The organism is Xanthomonas sp. NCPPB 3442, assembly GCF_056725145.1.
In genome coordinates, this window is the sequence record NZ_CM161514.1 from 833642 (window position 1) to 845520 (window position 11879).

12 protein-coding genes are annotated in these 11879 nt (G+C 64.1%); 4 read left to right on the top strand and 8 right to left on the bottom strand.

Annotation, left to right across the window (positions count from 1 at the left end; translation table 11 throughout):
- Nucleotides 1-83: 83 nt before the first annotated feature.
- The 4 genes from glf to AC1POX_RS03805 form a co-directional block, all read right to left on the bottom strand.
- Nucleotides 84-1268 (bottom strand): UDP-galactopyranose mutase, encoded by a 1185-nt coding sequence (gene glf, locus AC1POX_RS03790; RefSeq protein WP_057680883.1) that lies wholly within the window; start codon nucleotides 1266-1268, stop codon nucleotides 84-86.
- Nucleotides 1265-2449, bottom strand: coding sequence for a glycosyltransferase family 1 protein (locus tag AC1POX_RS03795; protein WP_031425010.1), 1185 nt, complete (start codon nucleotides 2447-2449; stop codon nucleotides 1265-1267). Before AC1POX_RS03795 ends, glf begins: the two co-directional genes overlap by 4 nt.
- Before the next feature lie 37 nt (nucleotides 2450-2486).
- Nucleotides 2487-3656: a UDP-glucose 4-epimerase GalE gene (gene galE, locus AC1POX_RS03800; RefSeq protein ID WP_372356777.1), complete on the bottom strand. Its 1170-nt coding sequence runs from the start codon at nucleotides 3654-3656 to the stop codon at nucleotides 2487-2489.
- 485 nt (nucleotides 3657-4141) lie between these two features.
- Nucleotides 4142-5008 carry an SDR family oxidoreductase gene (locus tag AC1POX_RS03805; RefSeq protein WP_008577702.1) on the bottom strand — a complete coding sequence of 289 codons (867 nt, stop codon included), beginning with the start codon at nucleotides 5006-5008 and terminating at the stop codon, nucleotides 4142-4144.
- A gap of 218 nt (nucleotides 5009-5226) precedes the next feature.
- On the opposite strand from AC1POX_RS03805, the gene AC1POX_RS03810 reads away from it, so the two are divergent.
- Nucleotides 5227-5868 (top strand): DUF6766 family protein, encoded by a 642-nt coding sequence (locus AC1POX_RS03810; RefSeq protein ID WP_008577704.1) that lies wholly within the window; start codon nucleotides 5227-5229, stop codon nucleotides 5866-5868.
- Nucleotides 5869-6015: 147 nt separating this feature from the next.
- Entirely contained in the window at nucleotides 6016-6225 is a 210-nt protein-coding gene (locus AC1POX_RS03815; protein WP_031425008.1) for a hypothetical protein, read from the top strand.
- A 112-nt stretch (nucleotides 6226-6337) separates the two neighbouring features.
- On the opposite strand, the gene cydB is transcribed toward AC1POX_RS03815, so the two are convergent.
- The 3 genes from cydB to AC1POX_RS03830 form a co-directional block, all read right to left on the bottom strand.
- Nucleotides 6338-7360: a cytochrome d ubiquinol oxidase subunit II gene (gene cydB, locus AC1POX_RS03820; protein ID WP_008577708.1), complete on the bottom strand. Its 1023-nt coding sequence runs from the start codon at nucleotides 7358-7360 to the stop codon at nucleotides 6338-6340.
- A complete protein-coding gene (locus tag AC1POX_RS03825) occupies nucleotides 7351-8760 on the bottom strand; it encodes a cytochrome ubiquinol oxidase subunit I (protein ID WP_372356778.1) in 1410 nt (469 codons plus the stop codon). The genes cydB and AC1POX_RS03825 overlap by 10 nt, the downstream gene beginning before the upstream one ends.
- A 290-nt stretch (nucleotides 8761-9050) precedes the next feature.
- Nucleotides 9051-9332 carry a hypothetical protein gene (locus AC1POX_RS03830; protein ID WP_008577712.1) on the bottom strand — a complete coding sequence of 94 codons (282 nt, stop codon included), beginning with the start codon at nucleotides 9330-9332 and terminating at the stop codon, nucleotides 9051-9053.
- A 528-nt stretch (nucleotides 9333-9860) separates the two neighbouring features.
- On the opposite strand from AC1POX_RS03830, the gene AC1POX_RS03835 reads away from it, so the two are divergent.
- A complete protein-coding gene (locus AC1POX_RS03835) occupies nucleotides 9861-11144 on the top strand; it encodes a sigma-54-dependent transcriptional regulator (protein ID WP_014091160.1) in 1284 nt (427 codons plus the stop codon).
- Nucleotides 11141-11383 (top strand): hypothetical protein, encoded by a 243-nt coding sequence (locus AC1POX_RS03840; RefSeq protein WP_008577714.1) that lies wholly within the window; start codon nucleotides 11141-11143, stop codon nucleotides 11381-11383. The genes AC1POX_RS03835 and AC1POX_RS03840 overlap by 4 nt, the downstream gene beginning before the upstream one ends.
- Here the strand turns inward: AC1POX_RS03840 and AC1POX_RS03845 are convergent.
- On the bottom strand, nucleotides 11377-11757 hold the full coding sequence (locus AC1POX_RS03845) for a response regulator (RefSeq protein ID WP_008577717.1): 381 nt from the start codon (nucleotides 11755-11757) through the stop codon (nucleotides 11377-11379). The genes AC1POX_RS03840 and AC1POX_RS03845 overlap by 7 nt on opposite strands.
- Nucleotides 11758-11879 lie beyond the last annotated feature (122 nt).

The window sequence follows — 11879 nt, forward strand, 5'->3', positions numbered from 1 at the left end:
TCCTGCTGCGCGCGCCGCTGGGTTGCAGCGCTGCGTCGATAACTGCCCTGCAGCCACGGTGCTGCAGGGCGGGGCGTGCGTTGTCAGACCGCCAGCTCGGCGCGCCGCGGCTCGGCGTCTTCGATGCGCTTGTACAAGGCCAACGCCTGGCCGACCACCTGATCCATGTTGTAGTACTTGTAGGTGCCCAGACGGCCAAGGAAGGTCACCTTGGGCGTCTCGGCGGCCAGGCGTTCGTAACGCCGATATAGCTCTGCGTTCTCCGCGCGTGGAATCGGATAATACGGGTCGCCCTCGGCAGAAGGATACTCGCGGGTGATGCTGGTGTTGGGATGTTGCTGGCCGGTGAGGTGCTTGTATTCGGTGATGCGCGTGTAGGCCACCGCTTCGTCCGGATAATTGACCGTGGTCACCGCCTGGAAGTGCTCCTGATCGAGCGTGCTGTGCTCGAACCTGAGCGAGCGGTACGGCAGCTTGCCGTAGCAATAGTCGAAGTATTCGTCCACCGGCCCGCTGTACACCAGCTGGTCGTACTCCAGCTCGTCGCAGATCTCGCGGTAGTCGGTATTGAGCATCACCTTGATGTTGGGGTGATCGAGCATGCGCTCGAACATGCGCGTATAGCCGTGCAGCGGCATCTGCTGGAAGGTGTCGGTGAAGTAGCGGTCGTCGTCGTTGGTACGGGTGGGCACGCGCGAGGTCACCGACTTGTCCAGCTGCGACGGATCCAGCCCCCACTGCTTGCGCGTATAGCCGCGAAAGAAGGTTTCATAGAGCTCGCGGCCCACCTGATTGACCACCACATCTTCGCTGGTCCGGATATCGGCCACCGGCTCGGCGCGGCTGGCCAGGAACGCTGCGGCCTGTTCTTCGCTGCTGAGTTGCAGGCCGTACAGACGGTTCAACGTGGTCATGTTGATGGGGATCGGCACCTGCTGGTCGCCCACCTGCGCAAGCACGCGGTGCGCATACGGACGCCATTGGGTGAAATTGGACAGGTAATCCACGATGCGCTGCGCGTTGGTGTGGAAGATATGCGGACCATAACGATGGATCAGCACGCCGGCATCGTCATGGAAATCGTAGGCGTTGCCGCCGATATGCGGGCGACGGTCGACCACCAGCACACGCTTGCCGAGGCCGGCGGCCAGCCGTTCGGCCAACACGCTGCCGGCAAATCCTGCGCCGACGATGAGGTAATCGAAACCACGCCGTGCATTGCCGCGCGTGCGACGGGCGGCGAGCGGCGCGGCGGCCGGCGGGGTCATTGCGTCCAAGAAAGCGTCTCCTTCATCAGGTCGTAGGTGTGGTCCCAGGACATGTCGCCCAGCACGGCATCGGCGCGGTCGAGCAACTGCGCGCGATCTGCACTGTCCTGCAGTGCGGCTTCGCACGCGGCGACGAACGCGTCGGCGGTCGCGGCAATGCGCACCACGCCGGTGTCGCCATAGGTGCGCACCACATCGTGGATTGGCGTGGACACCACTGGGCAGCCGCCAGCGAGGTATTCGGGTGTCTTGGTCGGGCTGATGAAGCGGGTGGAGGCATTCATCGCAAACGGCATCAACGCCACCTCCCAGCCGGAGAGATAACCAGGCAGTTCGTCGTAGGTCTTGCCGCCCAGATAGTGGATGTTGGTGGCCTGCGGCAGCTCGGCGGGATCGATCTTGACCACCGGGCCAATCATCACCAATTGCCAGTGCGGCCGCTGCGTCGCGATCGCGCGTAGCAGCTCGACATCGAACCGCTCGTCGATGACACCATAGAAACCCAGCCGCGGGTGCGCGATGCCGGCCTGGTCGTCAGGCTCCTGCTGCGGCGTGCGCGCGGCGGCGAAGTGCGCCACGTCCACGCTACTGGGGAACGCGTGTGCATTGGCGTGCAACGCGCGCTTGGCCTCCCAAATGCTGTAGCCGCCGGTGAAGACCACATCGGCGCGCTGCAGCAGTGCGCGCTCGCGTTGGACCAGCTCCGGGGGCGCGCCACGAAAGGCCGACAGCTCGTCCATGCAGTCGTAGATGACCATGCGCGCACGCAGATGCGCACTGAAGCTCTGGCTCATCGGCGTGTAGTACCACAGCAGCAGGTCGCGTACGCCAAGCTCGGCCAGGTAGCCGTCCAGCAGGCGACGTTGCACCTGCACGGCCTCCTCGCCCCCGCACCCGACGGGCAGGCGCGGCACCAAGACGTGCACGCCGTGCTCTTGGCCACCCACCTCCAGCCAGGGTTCGGCTGCATCGCAGGCGATGGGCTCCTCCCAGAACAGCACATTGGCATCGCGTGCAAAGCGCGACATCAGGTGCTGCGGGCGCTGATAGACAAAACTCCAGCGCAGATGCGACAGACACAACAGCGTGGGCCGCGCGGGATCGAACTGCGGCGTGCTGTCGGATGGAACCGCGCGGCGGGTCTTGCCGATCGCGTATTGGAACTGGCCAGCCCAACTCATGGAATGCCCTCGTAGGAAAGAAACGGGTCGTTGCGCATTACGCGCCGGAGAAACCATCGGCGACCGCCAGCGTGCGTACCGGCTCGCTGCGACGGCGCGTGTCCGGACCGGGCGGTCGCCGGCGCGGTGATGTCGGCAACTCGCGCGCACTTTCGCGTTCGGGCACGGCCGCCGCGGAGCGCGGGCGCGGAAGACGCGAACCGGCGTAGCCATCCGGGTGCATCGATTGCCAGCGCCAGGTATCGCGGCACATGCGGTCCAGGTCGTATTCCGCGGTCCAGCCCAGCAGCCGGTTGGCCAGCGCAGTGCTGGCGAAGTACACCGCCACATCGCCATCGCGACGTGGCGCAATGCTCAGCGGAATGCGCCTGCCACTGGCGCGCGCGAACGCGGCCGCCACCTCGCGCACGCTGTAGCCGCGCCCGGTGCCCAGATTGACCACCAGGCCCTTGCGTTCGCGCTGCAGGTAATCGATGGCATCCACATGCGCGCGCGCCAGATCCATCACATGCAGATAGTCGCGTACGCCGGTGCCGTCGTCGGTGGGGTAGTCGTCGCCAAAGACCTGCAATGCCGCGCGACGCCCCACTGCCACCTGCGCGATGTAGGGCATCAGGTTGTTCGGTACGCCTCGCGGATCTTCGCCCAGATACCCGCTGGGGTGCGCACCCACCGGGTTGAAGTAGCGCAGCAACGCCGCATTGAAATCCGGCCACGCGGCGCTGAGGTCGCCGATCATTTCTTCCATCATCAGCTTGGTGCGCCCGTAGGGGTTGATCGCCTTCAGCGGCGCGCTCTCGTCGATCGGGCTGCGGTTGGCGTCGCCATACACGGTGGCCGACGAACTGAACACCAGGTTGCACACCTTGGCAGTCCGCATCGCGCGTAGCAGCGCCAGCGTGCCGGTGACGTTGTTGTTGAAGTACAGCAGCGGCTCGCGCACCGATTCGCCAACGGCCTTGAGTGCGGCAAAATGCAGGACGGCGTCGATGCGCTCGCTGGTCAGTAGGTCGGCAAGCTCGGGCGCACGCACATCCATGCGATGAAACTCCGGGCGGAACCCCATCAGATGCTGCAGATGGTCGAGCACGCGCTCGCAGGAGTTGCTCAAATTATCGACAATGCACACGTCATGACCGCGCCGCGCCAGTTCCACGCAGGTGTGTGAGCCGATGTGGCCGGTGCCACCGGTGACCAGAATTCGCATTGTTGTCTGCCTTATGGGGGCGCTACTGCGCTGGCCTGCCAATGGCGCGGATGCATCACGCCGCATGCGTCGATGCATGGGGGCGATGTCGTTGCGCCAGCAGTGGGTTCGCGCCTGCGCCACGCAGGCGTGGCGGGCAGCACTGTTTGGAGAGGTGTGGTGCATCACGTTCCAACGCCACCTACGGTAGGAGGCCGACCGTGAGAGCAATCGCAGGAACGGGTGCGTGCCACGCGAGCGCAACGTTGACCGGAAACTCACCTTGGCTGTGCGTTTTTTGCGCGCTGTCGCAATGCGCCCGAACGACTGCACGGGCAAGCAGACGCGACGTGGCATGCGCTGGTGAGCGCTGAGCGTTCACCTAAAAGATTGAGCCAATAACTAAAAGATTGAGCCAATAAAAAGCCCGCGTCGCTCGATCAGCGACGCGGGCGTGGCAATAATGCGACAGCGTTACAGCGTTACAGCGTTACAGCGTTACAGCGTTACAGCGTGACTGCGCCGCCAGAAATGGTCAGCAAGGTGCCCGATGTGTAACTGGCCGTGTCGGCCGCCAGCATCACGTAAGCCGATGCCAGCTCGACCGGCTGACCTGGACGCCCCATGGGCGTCTGCCCGCCGAAGTTTTCCACCGACTCTTCATCCATGCCGGAGGGAATGAAGGGTGTCCAGATCGGGCCCGGCAGCACCGCATTGACGCGGATGTTCTTCTCCGCCAGCACGCCGGCCAGGCCGATGGTGAGGTTGGCCAGCGCACCCTTGGTCGCGGCGTAGGGCAGGATGTTGGGCGTGGGTTTCTTCGATTGCACCGAGGCGGTATTGATGATGGAGCCGCCATCGGTCATCAACGGTACCGACAGGCGTACCAGATTGAAGGCCGCATGCACGTTGGTGTCGAAGGTCTTGCGCCATTCGTCCAGGGTGATGTCTTCGAAGGTCTCGAAGTACTTCTGGTAACCGGCGTTGTTGACCAGGATATCCAGGCCGCCCAGCGTGCTGTTGACCTTGTCGATCAAGGCCGCTGCCTGGCCGGGGTCGCTGATGTCGCATCCCACCAGCAGCGCCTTGACGCCGGCCTTTTCGATCAGCGCGCCAATGCGCGCTGCATCTTCCTGCTCGTCGGGAAGGAAGGCGATGGCCACGTCTGCGCCTTCGCGTGCATAGGCGATGGCAACCGCAGCGCCGATGCCGCTGTCGCCACCGGTAATCAATGCGCGCTTGCCCTTCAACTGGCCGTGGCCAACGTAGCTGTCTTCGCCATGGTCCGGGCGCGGGTCCATCTTCTCGGTGCGTCCGGGAAAGCTCTGCTGCTGTGGCTTGAAGGGGGGGCGTGGATAGTTGGGTACGGGCATCGTGGTCTCCTGGCAGTGGAAGTCGTTGGTTGCACGCCAGTGTGGTCGCGCAAACGTAAACGTCCGGGCTAAACGATGTGCGCGTGGTGTGTTGCGGGTTGCGCCCTGTGCGTGGCAGTCACCCATCGCGCGGCATGCGGAACAGCGCGGTTGCACGCAAACTTCATGCGGTTTTGCCCAGGACGCTCGATACTGCGCGCATCGTCAGGAGGTCATCCATGTTCTTGCGTCGTAACGGGCTGTCGTTGTGTCTGCTTGCGTTGACCATCTTCTTCATCGGTTGCCAGATCTATGCCGGGTTGCATGCATACAACGACGAATTGCGCGAGCAGGGGCAGCCGACGCTGCTGCTGTCTGCGTATCTGCACAGCCCGCATTTCATGTCGGCACTGTTCGAAAACTGGGAGAGCGAGTTCCTGCAGATGGGCATGTACGTGTTGCTCACCGTGAAGTTGCGGCAGGTGGGCTCTGCCGAATCGCGCCCGCTCGATCCGGCTGAAGAAAGCGTTGAGATCAAGCCTGGCACCACGCCCTGGCCGGTGCGTGCCGGCGGGATATGGCGACGGCTGTACGACCATTCGCTGGCCATCGCGTTCGGAGCGCTGTTCCTGATGAGCTTTGCGCTGCATCTGGTCGGCAGTTGGCGACTGGAGGTGGTGGAACGTGCGCAGAAGGGCTTGCCGCCCATCACGGTCTTGGAGCATTTCACCAGCGCAGCGTTCTGGTTCGAATCGATGCAGAACTGGCAGAGCGAGTTCCTGGCGGTGTTCTCGCTGGTGGTGTTGACCATCTGGTTGCGGCAGAAGGATTCGCCGCAGTCCAAGCCGGTCGAGGCGCCGCATTCGCAGACCGGCGGGTAACGCGGCTTGAGCCCTTTGCGAGGCGGCGAAGGGTACGCAGCCGGAGCCTGTGCTGTCTGGTGCGGGGAGTGCATTGCCACACGCACTTCACGCCACCACCGGGCTTCGTTCACCACCTCGCAATGCCTGCGCGCCTAGCGTTGGGTCATGACGACCACGCAGGAGATGAGCATGGGCAGCGAATCGAAAAAGCCATGGGGCCCGGAAGACGATCAGAAAAAGCCGTTTACGCCACAGGAGCGTCGCAACGAGGATGTCGCATGGAAGGTGCACGACATGCCCGACGAAGATCCCGAGGTCAACAAGGCCGACCCCGAACACGACTACGAGCGGCCGGACGGCTCGGAAAAACGCTGAAGCACACCGCCCGTATCGCCAAAGCGCCCGCAACGCGGGCGCTGTTGGGTTGTCTGAAGACATCTGCCGCAACGCCTCGCATGGTGCACACGCCTGCGTGCCGCACTCTCGCTCAGTGATGATGGTGATAGCCCACATCGGCGGTGATCTTGCCGCGGAACACGCGGTACGACCACACCGTATAACCGAGCACCAGTGGCAGCAGTACCACCAGGCCCACCATCGGAAAGATTTGCGAAGAGGGTGGCGAGGCCGCCTGCCAGATCGTGTAGCTCGGTGGCACCAGATACGGCCACATGCCCAACACCAGGCCGATGAAGCCCAACACGAAGATCGCCAGCGTCAACAGGAAGGGCCATGCGTCGCTGCGCGAGCTGTCGCTGTTGCGCCAGAGCGCAAGCGCTACGGCTGCGGTCATCAGCGGAATCGGCGACAGCCACCAGAAATTGCCATGTTCGAACCAGCGCGCCATCACATGCGAGCTCAGGAACGGCAGCCACACGCTGACCAGCACGACGAAGGTGACCACCACGCCCACCAGCGGCTTGGTCAATTGCCGCGCCAAGGTATGGGTGCGCCCATCGGTCTTGAGGATCAGCCAGGTGCTGCCGAGCAGCGCATAGCCGAACACCAGCGCAGCACCGGTGAGAATGGTGAACGGGCTGAACCAGCCGAACACGCCGCCGGTGTAGCGCCCGTTGTCCAATGGCATGCCTTCCACCAGCGCGCCGAGGATGATGCCTTGCGCGAAGGCGGTCAGGATCGAGCCGGCGATGAACGATAACGTCCACAATCGACGCGAGCGCTGCGCCTTGAAACGGAATTCGAACGCCACCCCACGAAACACCAGCGCCATCACCATCAACAGCACCGGCAGATATAGGCCGGACAGGATCACCGCATACGCCGTGGGAAACGCAGCGAACAGGCCGGCGCCGCCAAGCACCAGCCAGGTTTCGTTGCCGTCCCAGATGGGCGCGGCGGTGTTCATCATCAGGTCCACTTCCTGTTCGTCGCGCGCGAAGGGCGCCAGCATGCCCAGCCCGAGCACGAAGCCGTCCAGCACCACGTACATCAGCACGCCGAAACCGATCACGCCAAACCACACCACCGGCAACCAGTAGTTCAGTTCCATGGCGTGTTCTCCTGTTCCAGTGATGTATCTGCCGCGGACAGCGGGCGTGCCGGCGTGTGTTCGCCGCCGGCCACATCCGGCCCGTCGCGGCTGGGTTGCGGCCCGGCACGGACCAGCTTGGTCAGATAAAAGATTCCGAAGCCGAATACGAACGCATAGCCCAGCAGATACACCAGCAGCGAGACCGCCACTGTCGCAGTCGATTGCGGGCCCACCGCATCGGCAGTACGCAACAGCCCGTACACCACCCACGGCTGGCGCCCGATCTCGGTGACGAACCAGCCAGCCACCAGCGCCATGAATCCAGCCGGCAGCATGAGGTTCCAGGCCAGGATCAGCGGCCTGGCATGCAGGCGTCCACGCCACCAGGCAATGGCCGAGATCCACGCCAGCAACAGCATCGCCATCCCCAGGCCCACCATGATGCGGAAGGCAAAGAACACCGGAGCCACCGGCGGGCGTTGATCGCGCGGCACCGACGTCAGCGGCGTAATGTCGCCGTCTGCACTGTGGGTCAGGATCAGGCTGCCCAGGCGCGGGATGGCCACCTCATAGTCGTTGCGCTCGGCCTGTGCGTTGGGCAGCGCAAACACCACCAACGGCACGCCGGCGCCATCGCTTTCGCTGTGCCAGTGCGCCTCCATCGCGGCGACCTTGAGCGGTTGATGCTCCAATGTGTTGAGCCCGTGCTGGTCGCCTACCAGGACCTGGATGGGCAACACGATGGCGGCAAATGCCACCGACAAGCGCAACATGCGGGCGCCGGCATCCACATGCAGCCCTTTGCGCAGGTAGTAAGCGCCGACGCCGCCAACCACAAAGCAGGTGGTGATGAACGAACCCAGCGCCACATGGACCAGGCGATACGGAAACGACGGGTTGAAGATGATCTGCAGCCAGCTGACCGGCTGCACGATGCCGTTGACCATCGCGTAGCCACGCGGGGTGTGCAGCCAGCTGTTGGACGACAAGATCCAGAACGTGGACACCAGCGTGCCGATCGCCACCATGCAGGTGGCGAAAAAGTGCAGGCGTTCGGAGACCCGGCCCCAGCCGAACAGCATTACCCCCAGGAAGCTGGCTTCCAGGAAGAAGGCAGTGAGCACTTCATAGCTCAGCAGCGGGCCGATCACGCTGCCGGCAATGCGGCTCAGCTCGGGCCAGTTGGCGCCGAACTGGAAGGCCATGACGATGCCGCTGACCACGCCCATGCCGAAAGACACCGCAAAGATCCGCAACCAGAAGAAGTACAGCCGCTTCCAGGCCTCGTCGTGCGTGCGCAGCCAACGCCATTCCAGAAACCCGAGCAGGTTCGCCAGGCCGATGGTGAAGGCCGGAAACAGCACATGGAACGAAATGACGAAGGCGAACTGGATACGGGACAGCAGCAGCGCTTCCACAGGTTTCTCCTATGCCTGGCGGTATGCGGCGGCGCCGACACCACGGCCGCGGCATGCGGCGCAGGCCGGGCAAGCGCAGCTGGCACCTGCAGCGTGCGCGAACAACGGGCACCTGGGCACGCATGCCGCCACCGCGTGCAGACGCGTGGTGCCAATGACAAGCCTGCGCCCATCACGCGCGAAAAAGAGTGAACTGACGCACCGTGCGATACCTTGCAGGCCCGAAGAGCCCCTTCCGAGCACGGCAGGCGTGCACCGCACTAATCAAGCGGGCCCAACCTGTAGCTGCATCACGCCTGGCGGAGGTGGCGCAGGCAACGCGGCGCCAGCCAATCGGCGAGCACGGCATTCATCGAGCCGGGAGTCAGGCACAGCGCATCGCGCACGGCCTTGACCGCTTCTGCATCGGTCAGGTCGGGGCGTGCGTTGTATGCCGCGCAGACCGCCCGGATCGTGCCTTCGGGAATGCCGTCGAAGGCGTGATAGCCAAGCTGGCCCCGGCGGTGCTCGCCACGCCAGTACTCCAATTCGGTTTGCACATCGGCCTGCACGGGCGCCGAGACTGCGTGCATGGGACACCTCGCTCGCTGGATCGAGCGAGTGTTCGCCGCACCGTGGAAGGAACGCGTGAGTGCGTTGTGCACGCCCTCTCCACGAGCGGTGCGTAGGCTGTGGGTAACCCAGTGGACCGATGCAGTTTCCTGACGGGTTCATGCGGCGCCATGGTGGCGTCGGCTTACGTCAGCCCCGGCTGATATCCTGACTCCGATGCAGGCACGCAAGCGAGCTCAGCCAGCGCTCGATCAAGACCGCACCCGTCGGTGGACCGGCGGCTGCCGCGGCAAACCTTGCACTCCTTGGCGTTTCGGCATTCTCGAAGCGGCGACCGACCCAGAGCGTGACGCTTGGCACTGGCGCAATCGAGCGCTTCCATGCGTACTTCGCCCACAGCCGTCAGGGCGGGCTCGACTGGGGGAAGAGCGCCGCACCACAGAACGTGACAGCAGCAGGCAATTTCCGATGTGGTGTGTCAGCGCATTTCGCGCGGCCGTCACAATTCTCAACTGAACATGTATCAGTCATTGCGGACAGAAGCGCTCATGGACCGTCTTTCCTGCGCCATCATCGACGACGACGTGGAGTTTTGCGATCAGGTGGTTGAACTCGCCACCGATAGCGGCTTCCGTGCCAAGGGCATCCACACCCTTGGCGAAGCCAGCCGCTGGCTGGACAGCAACTTTCCCGACCTGTTGGTGGTGGATGTTGGCCTGCCGGACGGCAGCGGTTTCGACCTGATCGAGCGGCTCGACCCGGACCACACCCCGCAGATCGTCGTGGTCTCGGGCGATTACGCGCGCGAAACCCAGGGTCGGGCGCAGCAGTTCGGGGTCAGCGAATTCCTGACCAAGCCGTTCGCGCCCGAACGCCTGGAGCGGGTGCTCGGGGGACTGCGCGAAGCGCAGCAGGGCAACCTGGGCATCGTTGGCAACAGCGACAGCATCGTCATGCTGCGCAAGGACATCGTGCGCGTGGCGCCGACCGATCTGAATGTACTGGTGACCGGCGAAACCGGTACCGGCAAGGATCTGGTGGCGCGCGCCATCCACCGTGTGTCCGGTCGCCGCGGCCGTTTCGTGCCGGTCAACTGCGGTGCCATTCCGGAAGAGTTGCTGGCCAGCCAGTTGTTCGGCCACGAGCGCGGCAGCTTCACCGGCGCCGACCGTCGGCATGCCGGATTCCTGGAGCAGGCCGCAGGCGGCACGCTGTTCCTGGATGAAATCGGCGAGATGCCCAAGCGGCTGCAGGTGTATCTGCTGCGGGTGATCGAATCGCGCAGCTTCATGCGCGTGGGCGGCAACGAGGAAATCGCACTGGATGCGCGCGTGGTGGCAGCCACCCACCAGCACGTGCAGCGCGAGCAGGCGGTGCTGCGTGAAGACCTGTTCTACCGTCTCAATGAATACCCGATCCAGGTGCCGCCGCTGCGCGAGCGCCGCGGCGATGCGCGCCTGCTTGGCTTACGCGTGATCGACGAGCTCAACGTCAAGTATGGCAAGCGCAAGTTGCCGACCAAGTCGTTGCTGCGCTACCTGGCATACCATGCCTGGCCAGGCAACGTGCGCGAACTGCGCTCGTTCATCCACTACCTGTATCTGCGCTCCGATGGCGATCTGTTGAGCGCCCCGGATGTGGAGCAGACCGTGCCGCAGGCCGACCAGGACGGCTTGCTGATTCCTGCCGGCTGGACCATGCGTCAGGCCGAAGACGCGATGATCGAATCGGCACTGGCGCGCACCCGCTTCAACAAGAAGGCCGCCGCACGCGAACTGGGCATCAGCGTGCGCACCTTGCACAACCGTCTCAGCGACAAGGGTGCGGAGTGAGCGAGGCACCGCGTGGGCAGCGGCGTGAGCTGCTGCACCAGTTGCGCAACCGGCTCAACGTGATGGGTTTTGCGTTGTATGCGTTGCGCAACGAAACGTCCAAGCCGCTGGAGACGCTGCGCACGGCGCATCAGTCCGCCGTTGAACTGCTCAACCAGCTTGGCGAGCAGGAGCGCGCCTTGCAGCAGCCCGGCGTGGAACCGGGCGAGAGCGCCCAGCCCGCCTGCACCGATCAGTGATCGGCCAGCTCGGTCTGGTGGCTGAGCAAGCTGGTGATCGTGCGCGGGTTGTAGGGCTTCATGCAGTACGACAGATGCGCAAAGCGCTGCGGCAGCGTATAGCGGTCGTAGCCGGAGCAGAAGGAGAACGGCACGCCGCGCTCCATCAATGCATCGGCGACCGGAAACACCGCCTGGCCGCGCACGTTGACATCCAGCAAGGCACCATCGATGGCCTGACCTGACGCTACCAGCGAAAGCGCGTCAGGCACACTGCCGACCGGCCCCACCACGTTGATGCCAGCTTCCACCAACAAGTCGTTGAGCGATTCGGCCAGCAAGTAATCGTCCTCGACAACAAGAATGCGGCGGCCGGCAAGTGCAGTGTCGTGCATGACAGGCTCCAAAGCAGTGGCGTTTCGGACAACACGCGTGCGCATGGTGCTCGCACTGCAGGTTAACGCCGCGCGCAAGCAGACGCTTCCAGGACCGGTCTCTGCAATGTGCGCACGCGATG

What these genes read in the sequence shown, in the direction of transcription:
- glf (WP_057680883.1), bottom strand. Translation starts at nt 1,268, where the DNA reads ATGACCCCGCCGGCCGCCGCGCCGCTCGCCGCCCGTCGCACGCGCGGC.
- AC1POX_RS03795 (WP_031425010.1), bottom strand. Translation starts at nt 2,449, where the DNA reads ATGAGTTGGGCTGGCCAGTTCCAATACGCGATCGGCAAGACCCGCCGC.
- galE (WP_372356777.1), bottom strand. Translation starts at nt 3,656, where the DNA reads ATGCGAATTCTGGTCACCGGTGGCACCGGCCACATCGGCTCACACACC.
- AC1POX_RS03805 (WP_008577702.1), bottom strand. Translation starts at nt 5,008, where the DNA reads ATGCCCGTACCCAACTATCCACGCCCCCCCTTCAAGCCACAGCAGCAG.
- AC1POX_RS03810 (WP_008577704.1), top strand. Translation starts at nt 5,227, where the DNA reads ATGTTCTTGCGTCGTAACGGGCTGTCGTTGTGTCTGCTTGCGTTGACC.
- AC1POX_RS03815 (WP_031425008.1), top strand. Translation starts at nt 6,016, where the DNA reads ATGACGACCACGCAGGAGATGAGCATGGGCAGCGAATCGAAAAAGCCA.
- cydB (WP_008577708.1), bottom strand. Translation starts at nt 7,360, where the DNA reads ATGGAACTGAACTACTGGTTGCCGGTGGTGTGGTTTGGCGTGATCGGT.
- AC1POX_RS03830 (WP_008577712.1), bottom strand. Translation starts at nt 9,332, where the DNA reads ATGCACGCAGTCTCGGCGCCCGTGCAGGCCGATGTGCAAACCGAATTG.
- AC1POX_RS03835 (WP_014091160.1), top strand. Translation starts at nt 9,861, where the DNA reads ATGGACCGTCTTTCCTGCGCCATCATCGACGACGACGTGGAGTTTTGC.
- AC1POX_RS03845 (WP_008577717.1), bottom strand. Translation starts at nt 11,757, where the DNA reads ATGCACGACACTGCACTTGCCGGCCGCCGCATTCTTGTTGTCGAGGAC.